General features: G+C 69.2%; 22 protein-coding genes. 7 read left to right on the plus strand and 15 right to left on the minus strand.

The features are described from left to right. The first annotated feature begins 57 nt into the window (after window positions 1-57). From SCMU_RS13785 to SCMU_RS13800, 4 genes are all read left to right on the plus strand, one after another. Window positions 58-366 carry an HNH endonuclease gene (locus tag SCMU_RS13785; protein ID WP_229229697.1) on the plus strand — a complete coding sequence of 103 codons (309 nt, stop codon included), beginning with the start codon at window positions 58-60 and terminating at the stop codon, window positions 364-366. Between the two features lie 130 nt (window positions 367-496). Next, window positions 497-841 carry a terminase gene (locus tag SCMU_RS13790; protein ID WP_229229698.1) on the plus strand — a complete coding sequence of 115 codons (345 nt, stop codon included), beginning with the start codon at window positions 497-499 and terminating at the stop codon, window positions 839-841. A gap of 202 nt (window positions 842-1,043) precedes the next feature. Next, window positions 1,044-1,298 (plus strand): hypothetical protein, encoded by a 255-nt coding sequence (locus SCMU_RS13795; protein ID WP_229229699.1) that lies wholly within the window; start codon window positions 1,044-1,046, stop codon window positions 1,296-1,298. 353 nt (window positions 1,299-1,651) lie between these two features. Next, entirely contained in the window at window positions 1,652-2,095 is a 444-nt protein-coding gene (locus SCMU_RS13800; protein ID WP_229229700.1) for a DUF2335 domain-containing protein, read from the plus strand. 37 nt (window positions 2,096-2,132) lie between these two features. Here SCMU_RS13800 and SCMU_RS13805 read toward each other — a convergent pair whose 3' ends face one another. Continuing rightward, complete coding sequence (locus SCMU_RS13805; protein WP_229229701.1) at window positions 2,133-2,432, minus strand: hypothetical protein; 300 nt, start codon at window positions 2,430-2,432, stop codon at window positions 2,133-2,135. Window positions 2,433-3,110: 678 nt separating this feature from the next. Between SCMU_RS13805 and SCMU_RS13810 the strand changes: the two genes are divergently transcribed. Beyond that, window positions 3,111-3,563 (plus strand): hypothetical protein, encoded by a 453-nt coding sequence (locus SCMU_RS13810; RefSeq protein ID WP_229229702.1) that lies wholly within the window; start codon window positions 3,111-3,113, stop codon window positions 3,561-3,563. A 58-nt stretch (window positions 3,564-3,621) separates the two neighbouring features. Here SCMU_RS13810 and SCMU_RS13815 read toward each other — a convergent pair whose 3' ends face one another. The 4 genes from SCMU_RS13815 to SCMU_RS13830 all read right to left on the minus strand — a co-directional run bounded on the left by SCMU_RS13815 (window position 3,622) and on the right by SCMU_RS13830 (window position 6,721). Next, window positions 3,622-3,891: a hypothetical protein gene (locus tag SCMU_RS13815; protein ID WP_229229703.1), complete on the minus strand. Its 270-nt coding sequence runs from the start codon at window positions 3,889-3,891 to the stop codon at window positions 3,622-3,624. 128 nt (window positions 3,892-4,019) lie between these two features. Beyond that, the gene (locus SCMU_RS13820; RefSeq protein ID WP_229229704.1) at window positions 4,020-5,267 is read right to left on the minus strand and encodes an IS256 family transposase; all 1,248 of its coding nucleotides are present in this window, start codon (window positions 5,265-5,267) and stop codon (window positions 4,020-4,022) included. 193 nt (window positions 5,268-5,460) lie between these two features. Then, window positions 5,461-5,616, minus strand: coding sequence for a hypothetical protein (locus tag SCMU_RS13825; protein ID WP_229229705.1), 156 nt, complete (start codon window positions 5,614-5,616; stop codon window positions 5,461-5,463). A 565-nt stretch (window positions 5,617-6,181) separates the two neighbouring features. Further along, on the minus strand, window positions 6,182-6,721 hold the full coding sequence (locus SCMU_RS13830) for a hypothetical protein (protein ID WP_229229706.1): 540 nt from the start codon (window positions 6,719-6,721) through the stop codon (window positions 6,182-6,184). A gap of 189 nt (window positions 6,722-6,910) precedes the next feature. Here SCMU_RS13830 and xseA point away from each other — a divergent pair, with 189 nt between their 5' ends. Both xseA and SCMU_RS13840 read left to right on the plus strand, forming a co-directional pair. Next, window positions 6,911-8,281, plus strand: coding sequence for an exodeoxyribonuclease VII large subunit (xseA, locus tag SCMU_RS13835; RefSeq protein ID WP_229229707.1), 1,371 nt, complete (start codon window positions 6,911-6,913; stop codon window positions 8,279-8,281). Further along, entirely contained in the window at window positions 8,274-8,495 is a 222-nt protein-coding gene (locus SCMU_RS13840) for an exodeoxyribonuclease VII small subunit (RefSeq protein ID WP_229229708.1), read from the plus strand. The genes xseA and SCMU_RS13840 overlap by 8 nt, the downstream gene beginning before the upstream one ends. 24 nt (window positions 8,496-8,519) lie before the next feature. Here SCMU_RS13840 and SCMU_RS13845 read toward each other — a convergent pair whose 3' ends face one another. From SCMU_RS13845 to SCMU_RS13890, 10 genes are all read right to left on the minus strand, one after another. After that, window positions 8,520-10,217 (minus strand): DUF5671 domain-containing protein, encoded by a 1,698-nt coding sequence (locus SCMU_RS13845; RefSeq protein ID WP_229229709.1) that lies wholly within the window; start codon window positions 10,215-10,217, stop codon window positions 8,520-8,522. After that, window positions 10,214-10,687, minus strand: a complete 474-nt coding sequence (locus tag SCMU_RS13850) for an LpqB family beta-propeller domain-containing protein (RefSeq protein WP_229229710.1) — start codon at window positions 10,685-10,687, stop codon at window positions 10,214-10,216. The genes SCMU_RS13845 and SCMU_RS13850 overlap by 4 nt, the downstream gene beginning before the upstream one ends. 65 nt (window positions 10,688-10,752) lie before the next feature. Beyond that, window positions 10,753-11,616 carry a polyphosphate kinase 2 family protein gene (locus SCMU_RS13855; RefSeq protein ID WP_229229711.1) on the minus strand — a complete coding sequence of 288 codons (864 nt, stop codon included), beginning with the start codon at window positions 11,614-11,616 and terminating at the stop codon, window positions 10,753-10,755. 40 nt (window positions 11,617-11,656) lie between these two features. Continuing rightward, window positions 11,657-12,877 (minus strand): pyridoxal phosphate-dependent aminotransferase, encoded by a 1,221-nt coding sequence (locus tag SCMU_RS13860; protein WP_229229712.1) that lies wholly within the window; start codon window positions 12,875-12,877, stop codon window positions 11,657-11,659. Between the two features lie 71 nt (window positions 12,878-12,948). Next, a complete protein-coding gene (locus SCMU_RS13865) occupies window positions 12,949-13,902 on the minus strand; it encodes an ABC transporter substrate-binding protein (RefSeq protein WP_229229713.1) in 954 nt (317 codons plus the stop codon). Further along, window positions 13,899-14,606 (minus strand): ABC transporter permease, encoded by a 708-nt coding sequence (locus SCMU_RS13870; RefSeq protein WP_229229714.1) that lies wholly within the window; start codon window positions 14,604-14,606, stop codon window positions 13,899-13,901. Before SCMU_RS13870 ends, SCMU_RS13865 begins: the two co-directional genes overlap by 4 nt. Continuing rightward, entirely contained in the window at window positions 14,603-15,271 is a 669-nt protein-coding gene (locus SCMU_RS13875) for an ABC transporter permease (RefSeq protein ID WP_229229715.1), read from the minus strand. Before SCMU_RS13875 ends, SCMU_RS13870 begins: the two co-directional genes overlap by 4 nt. Further along, the gene (locus SCMU_RS13880) at window positions 15,271-16,404 is read right to left on the minus strand and encodes an ABC transporter ATP-binding protein (RefSeq protein ID WP_443020150.1); all 1,134 of its coding nucleotides are present in this window, start codon (window positions 16,402-16,404) and stop codon (window positions 15,271-15,273) included. Before SCMU_RS13880 ends, SCMU_RS13875 begins: the two co-directional genes overlap by 1 nt. A gap of 54 nt (window positions 16,405-16,458) precedes the next feature. Next, the gene (gene rsgA, locus SCMU_RS13885; protein ID WP_274602865.1) at window positions 16,459-17,550 is read right to left on the minus strand and encodes a ribosome small subunit-dependent GTPase A; all 1,092 of its coding nucleotides are present in this window, start codon (window positions 17,548-17,550) and stop codon (window positions 16,459-16,461) included. A 180-nt stretch (window positions 17,551-17,730) separates the two neighbouring features. Further along, a complete protein-coding gene (locus tag SCMU_RS13890; protein WP_443020324.1) occupies window positions 17,731-18,627 on the minus strand; it encodes an N-acetylglucosamine kinase in 897 nt (298 codons plus the stop codon). Window positions 18,628-18,681 lie beyond the last annotated feature (54 nt).

An 18,681-nucleotide genomic window follows, 5' to 3' on the forward strand; every position in this document is an offset into this window, starting at 1 on the left:
CGCCCCGGAGCCAAGCGTTCCGGGGCGCGGCAGCCCAACACAGGGAAAGGGACCAGCATGGCGACCAGTCGCACAGGCACCACGCGATGGCTCAAGGTCAGGGCCCAGGCACTCAGGCTAGCCCGGCTCAACGGCGTCACGCACTGCATGTTCTGCCGCGTCGAGCTCGACTACAAGCAAGGACGGACACCTCGGAGCGCCGAGGTCGACCATCTCGTGCCTCACTCCCGAGGAGGCGAAGACGTCCTTGAGAACTGCGCGGTAATCTGCCGCCGCTGCAACCAGTCGAAGGGCAACCGCGCCGCGCCCAGCCAGGTCACCGTACTGGCAGCCAAGCCGCTGAAGGTCAGCCGGCGGTGGTCGTGACAACTGAGACACCCACCCCCGGTTACCCTCCCGTGGCCCTGTCCTCGCTCCCTCGGCCCAGCGGGATCGGTATCCCTCCGGAAGCCGGATCAATCGACCTATTGACGCATCAAACAGAAAGGAGTGGGCGATGACTGCCCCAGATGTACCCTCAGGGCTCCGAGCACCCGGCCGGAAGCTCTGGAAAGCGGTTGTCGACGACTATGAGCGGGGGGAGCACGAGCTCGTGGTCCTCCTCGAGGCGGCCCGGACGGTGGACGCGCTGGATGCCCTCGAGGCGATCGTCAGGACCGAGGGCGTCACGAACGTGTCGCCGCAGGGAGTGAGGGCCCATCCTGCCCTGGTCGAGGCGCGGAACCAACGCGTGACGCTGGCCAAGCTTGTGGCCTCGTTGCGGATCCCGCTGGACGACGCCGAGGCCGTGGGCCGCACCCAACAGCGCGTGGGCGTCCGTGCAGTCTCGGGCCTGAAGTGAAGCGCCGGCGTCAGGAGCCATCAAACGCGATCCCGGAGCACCTGCGGGTCGGCTCGTCGCTGCAGTTGGCCTCGTTCGATGAATGGCTCCGTCAGCGTCTGGCATTCATGTCCGAGGTGGGCCGTGACGGGCTCCTCGCGCTCGGGACGAGCCCCGTTGAGTGGGTTATCGAGTGTGTCGAGGTCCGCAAGGCGGTGAAGGGATGAGGCGCCGTCGGCCGGCACTCCCGGCACCCCTGGACTTCGAGCAGGCGCTCCCCGAGTTCGTCGATGACCTCTCTGAGCCCTACCCGGTGCGGCGGGCGCGGTGGGATGCGTGGATGGTCGGCTGGGAGGAGCTGGACGCCTCGGTGAAGGCTTGGTACGCGGTCAAGGGCATCGAGGAGCCGCCGGAGGATGCGCTGGACCGTATCCGCCTCAGACCGATGCAGCCGTTCGACGGGTACGACGGCGTCTAGGACAGCCCCCGGAACCAGGAATGGTTCCGGGGGCCTCTGTCGTTGTCGCTTAGGCGGGCCAGTACGGCCCGCCCCAAGCATGGGTAGTAGAATCGCTTGTTCGTTCCTGATTTACTAGCACCGACAGCAACCTAAAGGGGGAGTCATGCCAAGGACGCGTAGAACCCAACGGAGGCGTGCGGCGGCCTTCCGTGCAGCTGGGAGCATGTTGGACCTGTCCGGACGGTCAACGGCTACTATCATCTCGGGGTTTGTGACTGCGCGCCGCTCAACGCCTGGTGACTGGTATCAGGTTGGTCGCGACATCACAGTCGCCATGGGACGGCAGGGAAAGACCCTCAGCGCTAAGAAGAGTGGCTTCTGACATCGAGAGGGTCAATGATGACCCTCAGCCTGAAGGCCGAGTCGATGGGTACTTCCAGCCAGAGCTGGACGCAGGATCGCCGCAGCAGATCTTCGCATATGAGTACAGGCACAGCGGCCCGCTTCCTTCAGCCGCAGACCTCGCGGCATATAAGGCGATCGACCCCGAGCTACCTCGTGAAATCCTTGAGATGGCCAAGCGAGAACAGAGCCATCGGCATCAGATGGACCGGGATGAGTTGCGCGAAGGCGTTTCCGTCACGAAACGTGGGCAGAGCTTGGGCTTTTGGATTGCCGTCGTCGTCATGGCAGTTGCCGTTGTGCTCGGACTAGCCGGCCAACCATGGGTCGCTGGCCTGCTTGGGACAGTTGATCTAGTAGCGCTGGTGACCGTATTTGTGCTGGGACGAAGCGAACGAAAGCCGGAACAGTGATTGTGTCTGCAACCTCCCGCGCCAACGTCATCCTCTCCTAATCCCGCCCGAGCCATTGCGGCTCGATCGCGCGGCGCTGGACCCTCGAGGCGTCCACCCAGAACTCTGTCGCGGCCTCGAAATACTCTTTGGGCCAGAGCACCTGCACCCGTACCCGGTCATGTGTCCAAGCCAGGGCGAACCCGCGCTTGTACGCCTCGCCGCCCTCGTCGGTTGGCACGTTCACCCAGACCGGGCGGGCCTTGGCCGGCCGTGTGACGTTCCCTGAGGGCTCGGGAGCGGATAGCGGCCGCGGCTCGCGTGTGAGGGCCACGGGGGCGGCATGCGCTGTCTCCATGCCAGCAGTGTGCGCCTGGGGTCCGACAGAGGCCAGCGGCTAGGCCCGCTCGCCTCTCGCCTTCCCTAGTTCGACCTCGGCAACGCGCCGAGCCTCGGCTACGCTCACCCTCTGTCCGCGGCGGCTGGCCGCCTCGATGAGCTTGAGTGCGATTGAATCCACGGTGTCTTCAGGGCCGAACGGGACCGACACGGCTAGCGTGGCCGCAGCACTCACGGGACGCTGTTGTTTGGCGCGTCTCCGCTTCCTCTTGACGACGCCCCAGACGACCAGGCCGACGAGCCCTATCGTAAGTGGCCATGCAAGCCACGGGACGTATCGGAACAGAATGGTAATCCACACCAGCACGGCCACGGGAACGAAAATCCAGCCCAGGAGGTTGCTGTTTCTGCCGGATCGTCAGGATTGCCATGCTTGGAGCGTAGGCGAGCAGACTGACAAACGACAGCCCGCGACGAACCCACGAGGTCGTGCAGCGCCTCGCGTCGGCGCGGGCATGTGCTGCCCCATCTAGGCGAGCCGCGCCCGGTGGCTAACATGGGCAGCATGGTCCGCCGCCGCATTTGGTCCGTCGCTGCCCTCTGCCTCGCGCTAACCGGATGCTCGGGAGGACCAGCGCCTGGCATGCCGACGTTCCCGCCGCCTACTCCCACCGACTCCCACGCAAAGCTCGCGACCGTGGGCGACCCCATTACCGTGGACTACGGCGGACAGCGCATCGAGGTAACCGTTTCCGATCTGAAGTACCTGAAGCAGGGGAAGAGCGGATCGGGAGTGCTGTTCAATGTGAGCCTAAGGAACCTTTCGGATCAGCCGTACCGCTTGAAATACGGTGAGTTCATGGCGGCCAATCTGCTCTCGGGCGGCGGTCCGCTGAGTTTTGATGATCGGCATCCGATACTTCCATTGCCCGGCTTTGACTTCACGCAGTATGGCAAGCCTCTCCCATATGTGGGAGTCGTTGGCCCGATGCAGACGGTTTCGGGGCTTGTCTGGCTTGAAGGCCCATCCGGGGACGACAAGACGGATATTCTCTACATGCCCGGGGCCAACGCCGACTACAGCACCAAGAACGCTCAGGGGACGTACACGCCGGACGATTTCAGCGTGTACGCAGTGTGGCCAGCCTGAGGAGGCCCACGGCCCGCCCCTGTGACCGGGCACGAGCAGGTCAAAGGCGGTCAGGGACTCACGGGGCGGTGTTTTCCTGCCATGCGACCTCCCGCGGGATCCAGAGCCGGAGGACGTCCTCGAGATCGCCCTTGAGCACGTCGGCGCCTGCGCTGGTGGCCCCACGGCCGGGCGTGGTGAGCTCCTTTCTAGGGGAGTGAGCGAGTGCGCGGTTGACGAAGGGTGCGATGTTGGCTTCGAGCCAGTCGCCGGCTTCGTCGGGCGCATTCCTTCCTCCCCAGCGATCGATCGCGACGTGCGCCAAGGGGCGCTGGCGGTCGAGTTCCACGTCGATGCGGAGGTGCCCGGACGGGACGGGGATCCGCCAGTGGGTTTCGTGCTTGACGGCACCGAGGCCGGCCAGGAGCTGGTCAAGTCCTTTTGAGTGGTGTATGTGCTCGGTGATCCCTCGGTGGGTTATGCGGTGAGGGTGTGGAGCTCGGCGGTGGGGTCCTCCTCTTCGGGGTCGGGTTCGCCGACGCGGCGTGCGTGGGTGAGGGCGTCGAGGCCGAAGTAGCGGCGCTGTTCGGCCCATTCGTCGTGCTGCTCGGCCAGTACGGCGCCGACGAGGCGGATGATGGAGTCCCGGTCGGGGAAGATGCCCACGACGTCGGTGCGCCGGCGGATCTCGCGGTTGAGCCGCTCGTTGGGGTTGTTCGACCAGATCTGGCGCCAGATGGACTTCGGGAATGCGGTGAACGCCAGGATCTCCTCGCGGGCGTCCTCGAGGTGGGCGAAGGCCTTGGGGAGCTTGTGCTCGAGGGTCTCCAGGACGCGGTCGAACTGGGCGTGCACGGCCTCGGCGTCGGGCTGGTCGAAGACGGTGCTCAGGAGCGTCTTGACCCAGGGCCAGGAGCTCTTGGGCGTGGTGGACATGAGGTTGGCGGCGTAGTGGGTGCGGCAGCGCTGCCAGGCGGCGCCGGGCAGCGTCGCCCCCGTCGCGGCGACCAGACCGGCGTGGGCGTCGGAGGTGACGAGCTTGACCCCGGTCAGGCCCCGGGCGACGAGGTCGCGGAAGAACCCCAGCCAGCCGGCTCCGTCCTCGGCGGAGCTGACCTGCAGGCCAAGGACTTCGCGGTAGCCCTCGGCGTTGACCCCCGTGGCGACCAGGACCGCGACCTTGACCACACGCCCGCCCTCGCGCACCCGCATGGTCAGCGCGTCCGCGGCGACGAAAGTGTATGGGCCCGCATCCAGGGGCCGGGTGCGGAAGGCCTCGACCTGGGCGTCGAGGTCCTTGGCCATCTCCGAGACCTGGGACTTGGACAGGCCGGTGATCCCGAGGGTCTGGACGAGTTTCTCCATCCGCCTCGTGGAGACGCCCAGGAGGTAGCAGTTGGCCACCACGGTGGTCAGGGCTGCCTCGGCACGGCGGCGCCGCTCCAGCAGCCAGTCCGGGAAGTACGACCCGGCCCGCAGCTTCGGGATCGCGACGTCGATCGTGCCGGCGCGGGTGTCGAAGTCACGGTGCCGGTACCCGTTGCGCCGGTTCACGCGCTCCGGGCTGGCGGTGCCGTAGGAGGCTCCGCAGACCGCGTCGGCGTCTGCGGAGAGCAGTGCGTTGACGAACGTCCTCATCATCTCCCGCAGCAGGTCCGGAGAGGCCTGGGCCAGATGCTCTTCGAGGAAACGGGCAGGATCGATACTGTTGGGTGCGACGGTCATCGCGGCCGTCCTTTCGAGTCGAGGTAGAAGACTTCTCGAAGGATCACGCGGTGACCGTCCTCGTCCTACGACGACACGCTCACCGGGAGCCGTACACCACTCTGCCGGACGCTACTCAGGAGCTCAGTTAGTTCGGCGGTGTTGTTCATTTGCGGACTCCAATCTGGACATGGTTGATCCGGCGTTTAGGGAGCTAGTGGTTATCCGAGAAGTGCAGTTCGATAGGGCGAACGTCGATATTGATCCGTGTGTGTTTGCCGCCGTCGCGCTCGGTGATTGTTGCGGGCAGCTCGATCCGCTCGCCGCACTCGGAGCAGATCAGGACGCGGACTGTCTCTTTGGATTCCATGCCGTCAATCCTCGCACCCGGGCACCTTCCGAGTTCAAGCCGCGTGGACAGCGGGGGCCCTACGGCTCGCCTTTGCTTGACCCCGGCCCCAAACTCCCGCCGCCCCCGTCTCCGCTCAACGACATTCGCCCACGACGACCGGACCCGGCCCGGTTCGGGACGCGTCTACGTGTGGACCTAGGCCGGTGATCAGTCGGGACCTCACGACGGCGGCACGTCGTGTTCGGTGGAGATTGTGAGCCGCGGCCCTCTGGGTACGTGGGAGGGTCAGTAACACGCGAGCGGCGCTCGGAGCGCCCAACCGTGACCGAGGGGGACGGCCGCGGTTGAGCGGTCCCAGCGCCCCCGTGGGGGCGTGGAAGCCGGCTATGCGGGTGTGACCGCCTCGAGGATGACGCGCAGGAGCCCGGCCAGAGCGACGGCCGCGAGGACCAGCGTGGGCGTGTAGCGGTTCACGAGGCGGTCCAACCCGGCACGAGCCACGGCAGGACCGGGAACAGGACCATCGGGGCCATCAAGGTCAGCCAGATGACGAGCACAAGCAGGTTCACGGGAACGTCTCGCATCAGAGCTCACCGCCGATCGCGTCGGCCACGGGGAACGCCTCGCCGAGGTGCGCGTCCTCGAACTGGTGGCCGTCCGTGTGTCGGGTGAGGATCCAGCGCCGGGATGCCGCGATGAGCGACTGGCCGAGGGCAAAGGCCTGCGAGGGTGTGAGCTGTGGGTCTTGGCCCTCGTCGCCGCCGCGGATGACGGGCCAGAACACGACCGATCGGCGCTCGATGCTGTACATGGTGTCGATGAGCCAGCCGTCGCCTTCGATCTGCGGCCCGTCGAAGTGCGAGATTTCCCCGTCCATGTCCTCGGCGGGCGTGAAGCCTGCGGGGACGTCCTCGAACGGGACCAGCTCGGCTGGGAAGAACGTGCGCACGATCCCGGAGTCGAGGGCGACGGCGATGAGTCCGTTGTCCTCCTGGCCGGACTCGCCGGTGACGACGGTCCCGCGCTGGCCCACGAGATAGGCCCGGGTCTCAGTCGTGAACTCATCCGAGTGGACCACCAGCACCCGCTGGCCGAGGGGGAATGTGGGGGTAGGCTTGTTCATCGGTTCGGCCTCTCAACTAGGCCTTGGACCGTAGGCCCCGGTCCGGTGTTTCCAGCACCGCCGGGGCCGCCTTTGTCGGTCCAAGATATTACGCCCCACAACGCTCCAAACCGATCCCAACACCTACGGGGTAACCCGTGATCCTGCACAATGCTCAGCCGCCTAGACTCCTGAACTATGGTGGCTGAGATGGAAGAACGCACGAGCGAAGGCTGGGGCGAAGGCCAGAACGCCGGCCCAGATGGCTCCTCCGGCGAGCGCCCGGCCTCGACGCTGCCGGAGCGCGCCGCGGACACCACGCCGGAGAACCCGTGGCCGCTGCACGTGCTCTCCCGCAAGCTCAAGGAGCACATTGAGCGCTCGCCGCAGGTGTGGATCGAGGGCCAGGTCATCGAGATGAACCGCCGGGGCCAGACGGCATACCTGACGCTGCGGGACGTCGACGCCGAGATCTCACTGCCCGCCTCGGCGTGGGGCACCGTGATGGCACGCCTGCGGGAGCCGGTCCAACGGGGCTCCCGCGTGGTGGCCCTCGTGAAGCCCGAGATGTGGCTCAAGACGGGGCGCCTCAACATGGCGGTGCGGGACATGCGCCCGGTGGGCCTCGGCGACCTCCTGGCCCGCATCGAGAACCTCCGACAGGCCCTCGGCGGGGAGGGCCTCTTCTCCGAGTCGCGCAAGAAGCCGCTGCCCCTGCTCCCCCACCGGATCGGCCTCATCACGGGGCGCGACTCCGACGCCAAGAAGGACGTGCTCCGCAACGCGGCCCTGCGTTGGCCGGCCGTGGCCTTCGAGATCCGCGAGGTCGCCGTCCAGGGGGTCAACGCCGTCTCCGAGGTCATGGCCGCCCTCCGGGAGCTCGACTCCCACCAAGACGTGGACGTGATCGTGATCGCCCGCGGCGGCGGCTCGCTCGAGGACCTGCTCCCGTTCAGCAACGAGGCGCTCGTCCGTGCCGTCTCCGACGCCCGGACCCCGGTGGTGAGCGCGATTGGCCACGAGGCCGACCGCCCCATCCTCGACGACGTGGCTGACCTGCGTGCCTCGACCCCCACGGACGCGGCCAAGCGGATCGTCCCCGACGTGGCCGAGGAGCTCCTGAGGGTGAGGCAGTGCAGGGACCGGATCGACCGGCAGGTCCGGCTCTTCGTGGAGCGCGAGTCCGAGCGGCTCGCCTCGATCCGCAGCCGACCGGTACTCGCGGCCCCGCAGACCATGGTGCAGGGACGCCACGAGGAACTCGAGAGGCTCCGGGTGAGGTCGCACGCGGCGGTGAGCGGCGCCGTCGTGCGCGCTGCCGACGCCGTGGCTCACCTGCGGGCACAAGTCCGCGCCCTCTCCCCGCAGCAGACGCTCGACCGCGGCTACTCCGTGGTGCAGATCCTCGACGGGCCCGCCGCCGCCGTGGTGCGCTCGCCCGGAGACGCCCCGGCCGGGACCGCGCTGCGCGTCCGGCTCGCACGCGGCACCATCGCCGCGCACAGCGACGGCGAGCTCCCAGACATCACGCACCGCGGGGACCAGACCGCACCAGCCCAGAAAGGACCATCCCATGAGTGAGAAGACCCCGGAGACGTTCGAGGAGCTCAGCTACGAGGACGCCCGCGAACAGCTGGTGGCGGTGGTATCCCGCCTTGAGGCGGGCGGCGTGAGCCTCGAGGAGTCACTCGCGCTGTGGGAGCGGGGCGAGGCCCTCGCGGCACGGTGCGAGGAGTGGCTCGAGGGGGCACGACGAAGGCTGGACGCCGCCCGCCGCCCCAACGACGACGCCTGAGCGCCCGGGGTCACGCCCTGGCGCTCAGTCTTCGAGGCTGACGACCTCGATCCGCTCTGCTGGCCCGACGAGAACCAGGACACGCTTGGCCACTATCCCCGAGAGGGCGCGGGCGACGTCCTCGGGCGCGGGGGCCGGTACCGCGACGTGTTCCCCGTCCCCGGCCGGAGGCAGGGTTGCCCGCACGGAAGCCGGCGCGGCGCCGGCGGGAGCCTCTGCCCGCCGCCAGACCTTGACGGTGGCGCCTGTGGCGTCCTCGATCGCCCGCGCGAACGGCGCAGGGTCCAGGGACGTGACCAGGAAGACGCGCCCGCCCGTGCGCCGGGGGCCCTGCACGGCGGAGAGCGCCGCCCTGTCGTGCCGCCACACGGCAAAGTGGTAGCCGGCCGCGAGTGCCGTCGCTACGAGGATCCCGAGCGGGGCCCGGACCCTCCCCACCAGGGAGACGCCACCGCCGGCGGACAGCGCGAACTGGAACACCTGGTATCCGATGACCAGAAGGGTCACGAGGGCCGCCACGGCGCTCACTCCGAAGATGACGACGAGGTAGACGCGCCGTCCCGCCGGACGGACCGACACTGGCTCCGAGAGCGCACGTGTGGGCTTCCAGACGAGCCACCAGACGGTTCCGCCCACGGCGAGCGATGCTATGCCTCCGAGCAGGAGCGTCAGCGCGTTTGTGCCGGCGAGGGTCGGCGTCGCCAATGACAGCACCGCGTTGACAATGACGCCGATGCCTGAGGCCGCTCCGACCACGGCCACGCCGGCGGTGACGAGCCGTGCCGCCTGTCGCGCGGCCGCACCGCGCACGGCAACGAGCGGCCAGTGGTAGGCCCACACCAGGCCTCCGGCGGCGGCCGCCGCGAGGGCAGGCGGGAGCGGTTCGAGCAAGAGGGCGAGCGGCTCCGGGCCGCGGTCGAAGAGGAGCCGCAGCACCACGAAGAGCGCCGTCCCGGCCCCGCCCAGCGTCGCCGCGCCGGCCCCGAAGATGCCGACCAGGACGAGGGCGACGTCGCTGAGCCCCGTCCGCAGGCGGCGGCCGCCCTCCCCGTACCAGTGCCAGATCCATACCAGGGCTCCACCGGCTGCCCAGATGACCGAGGCGAGCACGGACCGCCACCAGGGCACACCCTCCAGAGTGCCCGCGATCGTTGAGGCGCCGGTCACCGTGCCGACGGCCTGCTCGAGGAGCCCACCCAGCGCCGCGGCTGCCATCGACGCACCGAGCACGAGGCCATAGGCTGCGCCGAGGATGGCAGGGACGTCCGGGAGGCGGAGCGGCCCCTTGCCCGGGTGCCGCCACATCCACCGGTGCCAGAGCCACACGGCAAGCCAGACGAGGCCGATCGCGAGGAACCCGTTCCAGCCCTGTGTCCTGCCCTCCGTCAGCGAGGCGAGCAGCGCCAGCAGCTCCGAGGCGGCAGTGACGAGGGCCGCTGTGTAGAGCCCTGCGATGTAGAGGCCCCATGACAGGGCGCTCCGCTCCGCTTGGTCTCCGAGCCGCCTGAACAGGAACCACCAGAGGACCGCGGCGAGGGGTCCGCCGATCACCGTGAAGGCGAGGGACAGCGCGAGTCCCCCGGCAGTCGACCCCACGAGCACCGGGCTCATGTCCAGTGCACGTGTCAGGAGCCCGCTGAGCCCGATCGCGGCGATCACGACGAGGGCGAAGAGCAGGAGGTAGACGATCAGCCGCCGGACCGTCTGCTGAGCCGCACTCAATACGTCACGCCCTTGGGCACGCAGGCAAGGAGACTGTAAGGCGCCGAGTCGATGTACCACGTGCCGTCGGCCTTGACGAGCTGGAAGACGCCATCTTCCGTGTACTCGCCGGAGCCCAACGGGCCGGCGCCGCCGGATCGCGTGATCCCCACGACCACCGTCGCGGTGGAGTCGCGGACCGTCTCGGACCCGAGCGTGATCCGGAGATCGTTCGAGGCACCGATCGCACCGGAGTAGCCCCCGGCGCAGTTGGCCAGCGCTCTCTGCGACAGGTACTGCTGGGCCTCCGCCTGATCGCTGTCGACGACGGCCGCCGCGTAGCGCTGCACGACACCGGCGGGAGACTTGGGGTCGAGCTGCTGCGGCTGCCCCCTCAGCAGGACGATCGCGAGCGACCCGACGACGAGCACCGCGATGACGGCGAGGACCGTGATCAGAACACGGTCTGGGCCCTTCCGCTCTCCAGCCATGGCCACAGCGTGCCGCACCGGCGAAGCGCCGCACAGTGCCGAAGGTCACGCGCACAGGGAGCCGTTCAGCTCTCGGCCAGAAGCCTCTTCTGCTCCTCGATGTCGTAACCGGGCCCGGGCCACTGCGGGTCCATCCTCTCGAGCGCCGCGACCAGCAGCTCCTGGACCACGAGTCGTGCGTACCACTTGTTGTCGGCAGGGACCACGTACCAGGGCGCGTATGGGGTGCTCGTCCGCTCGATCGCGATCTGGTACGCCTCCATGTAGGAGTCCCAGAGCCGGCGCTCGGCGATGTCGCCGGGGTTGAACTTCCAGTACTTGGTCGGGTCGTCGAGCCGTGCGGCGAGCCTCCGCCCCTGTTCCGCCTTGCTGATGTGGAGCATGACCTTGATGATCTCGGTGCCGGAGGCATGGAGATGCGCCTCGAAGTCCTGGATCGCGGAGTAGCGGCGCTCCAGCTCGGTCTCGTCGGCCCAACCGTGCACGCGGTGGATCAGGACGTCCTCGTAGTGGGAGCGGTCGAAGCACCCGAGCATGCCGGGCTTGGGGAGCTGCCGCTCGATGCGCCACAGGAAGTCGTGCTGCTTCTCCTCGTCCGTGGGCGTCTTGAAGGCGGCCAACTGGACTCCCTGGACGTCGACCGCACCGACCACGTGGCTGATCATCCCGCCTTTCCCTGCCGTGTCCATGGCCTGGAGGATCAGCAGAAGTGAGCGGACCCCGCCGCCCATGCCCTCGGCGAAGAGCCGCTCCTGCAGGTCGGCGAGGTGGGGGTCCCTCTGGGTGAGGACGGCCTCCCCCTCGGCCTTGCCCCCCTTGAATCCCGGCGTCGCGGAGGTGTCGATGCCCGCGAGTCTGAAGCCCGGGCCGACCACGAGGAAGTCCTCGGGTGCCTCACCGAAGCCGTGGCCCGCCCTGCGCTTGCTCATGCCGCCCCCTCGCTGCGCGCGACCCGGGCGAGAGCCCGGATCAGTTCCCCTGGTACCTGCTGAGGAAGTCTGCCATACGGCCCATGGCCTCTTCGATGTCCGCCACGGCGGGGAGGGTCACCATGCGGAAGTGGTCCGGCGCGTGCCAGTTGAACGCCCGTCCGTGGGAGAGCAGGATCTTCTGATCCCGCAGCAGGTCGAGGACGAACTTCTCATCGTCCCGGATCCGGTAGACCTCCGGATCAAGCTTCGGGAAGAGGTACAGCGCCCCCTTGGCCTGCTTCGTCGAGACGCCCGGGATCGCGTTGAGCATCTCGTACGCCTTGTTGCGCTGCTCGAGGAGCCGGCCCCCCGGGAGGATGAGGTCGTTGATGCTCTGGTAGCCGCCGAGCGCGGTCTGGATCGCGTGCTGGGCGGGCACGTTCGCGCACAGGCGCATGTTGGCCAGCAGGTTGATGCCCTCGAGGTAGTCGGCAGCGTCCTTCTTTGGCCCGGAGATGGCCATCCAACCGGCGCGGTAGCCGCACACCCGGTACGCCTTGGACAGGCCGGAGAACGTCAGGCACAGTACGTCCTCGCCCGTGAACGCGGCCAGGTTGGTGTGAGTTGCGTCCTCGTAGAGGATCTTCTCGTAGATCTCGTCGGCGAAGATGATGAGCCCGTGCTTCTCGGCGAGCTCGACGATGCGCCGCAGCGTCGTGTCCGAGTACAAGGCCCCGGTCGGGTTGTTGGGGTTGATCACCACAATGCCCTTGGTCCGGGGCGTGATCTTCGACTCGAGGTCCTCCAGGTCGGGCTCCCATTCGAGGTCCTCGTCGCACAGGTAATGGACCGCGCGGCCTCCGGCGAGGGACACCGAGGCGGTCCACAGCGGGTAGTCCGGCATGGGGACGAGGATCTCGTCGCCCTGCTCGAGGAGCGCCATGAGGGACATCGTGATGAGCTCGGAGACCCCGTTGCCGAGGTAGATGTCGTCCACATGGATGTTCTGGATTCCGCGGGTCTGGTAGTACTGCGAGACGGCTGTGCGAGCGGAGAAGATGCCGCGGGAGTCGCTATAGCCCTGCGCGTGGGGCAGGTGGCGGATCATGTCCACGAGGATCGCGTCCGGCGCCTCGAAGCCGAACGGCGCCGGGTTGCCGATGTTGAGCTTGAGGATGCGGTGTCCCTCGGCCTCCATCTGCTGGGCAGCCTCCAGGATCGGGCCCCTGATGTCGTACAGGACGTTGTGGAGCTTGGAGGACTGCGTGAACTGGGCCATCTGACAAGAATGCCACAGGGTGTGGGCAGCATCCTGCGATGCTGATCACACCCTGTGGCACGCGGGCAGGGTCAGGAGGCGAGGCCCTTCTCCTTGAGCCATGCCTTGGCCGCGTCCGCGGGCGACTGCTTCTGGCTGCCGCTCACCGCCCGGTTGAGGTTCACCAGGTCATCGGTCGTGAGCTGCTTCGAGACCGCGTTGAGGGCGGCCTTCGCCTTGTCCGAGACGGTGTCCGTCCTCACGAGCGGCACCACCTGCTGCGCGATGAAGTTGTTCTTGGGGTCGTCCAGGACCACGAGTCCGTTGTCCGCGATGGATGGGGTGGTGGTGAAGATGTCGGCCACCTGGATGTCGTTGTCAATGAGCGCCTTGAGCGTGACCGGGCCGCCGCCGTCGCTCATGGGCGAGAACTGCTTCGGCACGCAGTTGTACTTGTCCTTGAGCCCCGGGAGGCCGTAGGCGCGCTTCTCGAACGTGGCGGGAGCGCCGATGACGAGATCGCTGCAGACCTTGGCCATGTCCTCGATGCTCTTGAGGCTGTATTTGGCCGCGGTGGCCTTGGTGACAACCATCGCGTCCTTGTCCTCGGCCTTGGCGGGGTCGAGGATCCCGAGCCCCTGCGGCAGCTTGCCCGGCAGCGCGCCGGCGATGTCCGAGGCCGAGACCTGCGTGGCCTTCGGATCCACATACAGGAGGAGATTCCCGGTGTAGTCGGGAACCACGTCGATCGAGCCGTCCTGGAGTGCCTTGTAGTAGACCTCACGGGCGCCGATGTTCGGCTTCGTGCTGGCCTGGACCCCCGCCGCGTTGAGGGCGCCGGCGTACAGTTCGGCGATGATCTGGCTCTCGGTGAAGTCCGCCGAGCCGATGACGAGCGCCTTGCCGGAGCCGCCGGACGCCGCCGCGCTTCCGGAGCTCAGCGGGTTCGAGGACCCCCCGCACGCGCTCAGGGCGAGGCTGAGGCCGAGCCCCGCCGTCACGGCGGTGAGCGCCGTGCGGCGGGTGACGGGCATCTGCTGGATCATGAGATTCCTTCCTGTACGGCCGCCGCGGGAGCCTCGGGCTTCGCGGCGGAGGACGAGCGTGGGCCCAGGACGCGCAGGAGCGCGCCGAGAACGAGGTCGGTGACGACGGCGAGCGCGGCCACGAGCACGGAGCCACCGAGCATCTGGGGGTAGTCCGAGAGCGCGAGGCCGTCGAAGATGTACCGGCCGAGCCCGCCGAGGTTGGTGTACGCGACCACGGTGGCGGTCGCGATCACCTGCAGCACGGCAGCACGGAGCCCGCCGAAGATCACCGGGAGTGCGTTGGGGAGCTCGACCCCGAGCAGCACCTGATCTTCCCGCATGCCCTGCGCACGGGCAGCGTCCACCACCACGGGGTCCACTGCCGCGATGCCGGAGTACGTGCCCGCGAGGAGCGGCGGGACGCTCAGGATGACCAGCGCCCAGATGGGCGGCATGAGCCCGATTCCGGCCAGCAGCACGAACAGGACGAGGAGCCCGAGGGTCGGGACGGCGCGCAGCGCACCGGCGAGCCCGACCACGACGACGCGCCCGCGCCCCGTGTGCCCCACGTATGCCCCGATGGGGAGGGCGATCACGGCCGCAATGGCCACGGTCAGGATCGTGTAGAAGGCGTGCTCGCCGAGCCGGGCGGGAATGCCGGCGTACCCGCTCCAGTTCATCGGGTCGGTGAGCCACGCCCAGGTCTGCTCGAGGAGGCTCATGCGCGGGCCGCCTTCCTCCGTCCCACGCCGTCCGTGTGCCGCGCCCAGGGCGCGAGGCCCCGGCCGGCGAGGACGAGCGCGAGGTCCATGAGGAGCGCGAGGACGAGGATTCCCACGAGCCCGACGACGATCTCGGTGATGAATCCGCGCTGGAGGCCTTCCGTGAACAGGATCCCGAGGTTCGGCATCCCCACAAGCGCCGCCACGGAGACGAGCGAGATGTTGCTGACGGACACCGCCCGGAGGCCGGCGATGAGCACGGGCATCGAGAGGGGCAGGTCCACGAGGAAGTACCGGGTCGTGGCGGTGTGTCCGATGGCCGTCGCCGCGAGGCTCAGCTCCCCGTCGACCGAGTCGAGGGCATCCAGCGCGGACCGCACGAGCAGGGCGACGGCGTACACGGTGAGGGCCACGACGACGTTGACGGGATCGAGGATCCGCGTACCCAGGACCACCGGCAGGATGATGAAGAGCGCGAGCGAGGGCACGGTGTAGAGCACTGAGCTGAGGGTCAGGAGGACCGCCCGCCAGCCGCGCCGGTGCCGCACGGCCTGCGCGAGCGGGAGGCTGATCACCAGGCCCAGCAGAAGCGGAAGGACGGCGAGGAGGAGGTGCTGCCCCGCGAGCCCGAGGATTCGCCCGGAGTTGGCGACCGCCCACTCCATCAGGCGTTCCCCGTGCCGTCGGAAGTTCCCGCCGATGCCACCACCGCGCCGCGCTCGCGCTGGGACTGGGTGCGCCGCCGGTCCGCGTGGGCGATCACCTCGGCTGCGCCGACCGTGCCGAGGAGGCGGCCGGCGTCGTCCACCACCACGCCGCGGCCGGACGGCGATGACAGCGCGGCATCGAGCGCGGACCGGAGCGTGCTGCCGGCGCGGTGGAGCGATCCCCCGCTCACGAGCGACCCGGGGAACGACGGGCCGGCCCAGCCGACCGGCCGACCGGCTCCGTCCACGGCCACCGCCCAGTCTGGGACGCGCGCCGTCGCGACGTCCGCGGCCGGCACCGTCTCGGCGCGTCCGACCGCGAGGCCCGCGTCGTCGTAGAAGCCGAGGTGCCGGAAGCCCCGGTCCCGGCCCACGAATCCGGAGACGAACTCGTCCGCGGGGGCCCGCAGGAGCTCCTCCGGGCCGGCGACCTGCGCGAGCCGCCCGCCCACGGCGAAGACGGCGATCGTGTCCCCGAGCAGCACGGCCTCGTCGATGTCATGCGTGACGAAGATGATCGTCTTGCCGAGGTCGCGTTGGAGGCGGAGCAGTTCCTGCTGCAGCTCGTGCCGCACCACTGGGTCCACGGCGCTGAACGGCTCGTCCATGAGGAGCACGGGCGGGTCCGCTGCGAGAGCGCGCGCCACGCCGACCCTCTGCTGCTGGCCGCCGGAGAGCTGGGCCGGGTACCTTCCGCCGAGGTTCTCCGGAAGGCCGACGACGGCGAGCAGCTCCCGCGCGCGGTCGCGGGCAGACGCTCGGGAGACGCCGTTCAGACGCGGGACCGTGGCGATGTTGTCCAGGACGCTGCGGTGCGGCATGAGGCCGGCGGACTGCATGACGTACCCCATCGAGCGGCGCAGGAGCGGCGCGGGCTGGGCGGTGGCGTCGCGGCCGTCCACCGTGATGGTCCCCGAGGTCGGCTCGACCATCCGGTTGACCATGCGCAGCGACGTGGTCTTCCCGCAGCCGGACGGCCCGACGAAGACCGTGATCTGGCCGCGGGGCACACCCAGGCTCAGCCGGTCGACGGCCGTCAGGCCGCCGTACACCTTGCTCACCTCACGGAACTCGATCATGGGCTCGGACACATGCACCTCAGTGGTTGCGGAGGAATCTGTCTGTCTGGGCGTGCTGGTGCGAGCCTACCAGCGTGATCCCTCGGCTCGGCGCCGGTAGGCATCCCGTTCACTGCGGTCGTTCATGCGGCGCTGCATGGCCCTGGAGTACTCCTTCCTTGCGAGGACGTCCTGGCTGCGGTGCAGGCGGGCGAGCTCGCGCTGCATCTTGGTATAGCTGTCCCAGCGGCGCCGCTCGAGCGAGCCGGTCTCGAGCGCGCCGCGCACGGCACAGCCGGGCTCGCTGCCGTGGGCGCAGTCCGAGAAACGGCACCTGCGCGCCAGCTGCTCGATGTCCGCGAACGTCTCGGCCAGTCCGGCGTCCGCGTTCCAGAGGCCGAACCCCCTCACGCCGGGCGTGTCGAGCAGCACGCCGCCGCCGGGGATCGGCACGAGCTCGCGGGCGGTCGTGGTGTGCCGGCCGCGCCCGTCCGCGACCCGCACGAGCCCGGTGCTCTGGACCTCTCGGCCCACGAGCGCGTTGACAAGGGTGGACTTGCCGGCCCCTGAGGGGCCGAGGAGCGCCATCGTCGTGCCGTGCGGGACGTGGGCCGCGAGCTCGTCCAGACCGTCACCGGTCGAGGCGGCGGTGGTGACCACGGCGGCGCCGCCGGAGTCGAGCGCGAGGCGGGCGACGACGTCGTCCGCCATCCCGACAATGTCCGCCTTGGTGACGACGACGAGCGGGACCGCACCGGAGTCCCAGATGGCCACGAGCGTGCGCTCGAGCCGGTTCTCGCTGAGGGGACGGTCCACGGGCACGACGGCTGCGACCACGTCCGCGTTCGCCGCGAGGAGCTGCTCGCGGTCCGTGCCGTCGTGGGCGTCCTTGCGGCGCAGCAGGCTCGTGCGGGGCAGGATCCCGACGGCGCGCGGGCCGTCCGCCGTCAGTTCGAGGCGGAGCCAGTCGCCGGTGACGATCGGTCCGTCGGGAAGGGAACCGGGGAGGGCGATGCCCTCGAGGCCGTGCTCTGTGGCGACGAGCACGCGGTTGCGGTCCACACGCACGGCGCGGGCCGGCCGGGTCGGCTGATCTGGTGGGAAGTACTGGGCGACGGCGGGCGTGTACCCGTAGTCGTGGAGGCAGGCCAGCGCTCCGGCCCGGGTCTGGGATGTCACGGTGAGTCCTCGGGAAAGGGCCCGGGACGTGGCGTCGTCTCAGATGGCGCGCGGCCTCCGGGCGGTGGAAGGGATCTGTGTGAGCTGGGCGTGCTCGATGGCGGTAACACTCATCTCGATCCACCTCCTCCCGCGAATTCGAACGTGCGGGGCCGCCGCGCGGCCGCGCGGCACCGTGCCTCAGGCTACTCCGGCCGATCCCCCGCCGCCAGACTCCGCGGCGAGCTCGATCGTGCCGAAGATCGGGTCGCGGTCCAGGATCCGCACGTCGGTGATGCCCTGCTCCGCGAGTCCAGTGCGGAACCCGTCCTGGATCCGGCGCACGTGCATCCCGAGGCCGCTGCCGAGGATCACGGGCCCCTCGAGTTCGAGCTGGCGGGCCACCTGGGCGGCCATGCGCGCGAGGTCGTGGGCGGCCTGGTCCACCATGAAGCGCGCGCCGACGTGGCCGGCGTCGGCCGCCTCCGTCACGATCCGGGACTGCTGGGCCCAGTACCGCCGGCCGGTCTCGGGGGCGTGGAAGTGGGCGATGAGCTCGTTGGGCTCGTTCAGGCCAGTGCTGTCGAGGAGCGCATCGGTGAGGAGGTCCGCCTCGAGGCCGAGGTTCATGCGGTGCAGGCTGTAGCGGACGGCCTCCCGCCCCAGCCAGTAGCCGCTGCCCTCGTCTCCGAGCAGGTATCCCCAGCCGCCTGCGCGGGCCTCGACGCCGTCGCCGTTGACGCCCCACGCGGCGGACCCGGTCCCCGCAATCACCGCGACGCCGGTCCGAGCCCCGCCCGCGGCGAGGAGGAGTCGCGAGTCGTGGACCACGCTCACGTGCGCCCCGGGGGCGTTGGGGCGGATCAGCGCGGCCAGGGCCTCGGCGTCCGCCTCCGTGTCGATCCCGCCCGCGCCGGCGAAGACCCGCGGGACGTCGGCGGCGTCGAGCCTGGCGAACAGCTCGGCGAGGTTCGCGGCCGCCGTCTCGCGGCTCACGTTCTGGACATTCGCGCTGCCCACCTCGAGGTCGGCGACGACCTCGCCGTCGACGACCTTGATGCCGCGAGTCTTGGTGCCCCCGATGTCGAGGCCGATCATGGTGACGGTTTCGGTCGCGTCGGGGCGGCCCTGGGCGCTGTTCGTGCTCACCCT

The sequence above is a fragment of the Sinomonas cyclohexanicum genome (assembly GCF_020886775.1).
Taxonomy (GTDB): Bacteria; Actinomycetota; Actinomycetes; order Actinomycetales; family Micrococcaceae; genus Sinomonas; species Sinomonas cyclohexanicum.

Bases quoted from the DNA above. Each gene is read 5' to 3' on its own strand.
- SCMU_RS13785 (WP_229229697.1), top strand. From the start codon at position 58: ATGGCGACCAGTCGCACAGGCACCACGCGATGGCTCAAGGTCAGGGCC.
- SCMU_RS13790 (WP_229229698.1), top strand. From the start codon at position 497: ATGACTGCCCCAGATGTACCCTCAGGGCTCCGAGCACCCGGCCGGAAG.
- SCMU_RS13795 (WP_229229699.1), top strand. From the start codon at position 1,044: ATGAGGCGCCGTCGGCCGGCACTCCCGGCACCCCTGGACTTCGAGCAG.
- SCMU_RS13805 (WP_229229701.1), bottom strand. From the start codon at position 2,432: ATGGAGACAGCGCATGCCGCCCCCGTGGCCCTCACACGCGAGCCGCGG.
- SCMU_RS13820 (WP_229229704.1), bottom strand. From the start codon at position 5,267: ATGACCGTCGCACCCAACAGTATCGATCCTGCCCGTTTCCTCGAAGAG.
- SCMU_RS13825 (WP_229229705.1), bottom strand. From the start codon at position 5,616: ATGGAATCCAAAGAGACAGTCCGCGTCCTGATCTGCTCCGAGTGCGGC.
- SCMU_RS13830 (WP_229229706.1), bottom strand. From the start codon at position 6,721: ATGAACAAGCCTACCCCCACATTCCCCCTCGGCCAGCGGGTGCTGGTG.
- xseA (WP_229229707.1), top strand. From the start codon at position 6,911: ATGGAAGAACGCACGAGCGAAGGCTGGGGCGAAGGCCAGAACGCCGGC.
- SCMU_RS13840 (WP_229229708.1), top strand. From the start codon at position 8,274: ATGAGTGAGAAGACCCCGGAGACGTTCGAGGAGCTCAGCTACGAGGAC.
- SCMU_RS13850 (WP_229229710.1), bottom strand. From the start codon at position 10,687: ATGGCTGGAGAGCGGAAGGGCCCAGACCGTGTTCTGATCACGGTCCTC.
- SCMU_RS13855 (WP_229229711.1), bottom strand. From the start codon at position 11,616: ATGAGCAAGCGCAGGGCGGGCCACGGCTTCGGTGAGGCACCCGAGGAC.
- SCMU_RS13860 (WP_229229712.1), bottom strand. From the start codon at position 12,877: ATGGCCCAGTTCACGCAGTCCTCCAAGCTCCACAACGTCCTGTACGAC.
- SCMU_RS13865 (WP_229229713.1), bottom strand. From the start codon at position 13,902: ATGATCCAGCAGATGCCCGTCACCCGCCGCACGGCGCTCACCGCCGTG.
- SCMU_RS13870 (WP_229229714.1), bottom strand. From the start codon at position 14,606: ATGAGCCTCCTCGAGCAGACCTGGGCGTGGCTCACCGACCCGATGAAC.
- SCMU_RS13875 (WP_229229715.1), bottom strand. From the start codon at position 15,271: ATGGAGTGGGCGGTCGCCAACTCCGGGCGAATCCTCGGGCTCGCGGGG.
- SCMU_RS13890 (WP_443020324.1), bottom strand. From the start codon at position 18,627: ATGATCGGCCTCGACATCGGGGGCACCAAGACTCGCGGCATCAAGGTC.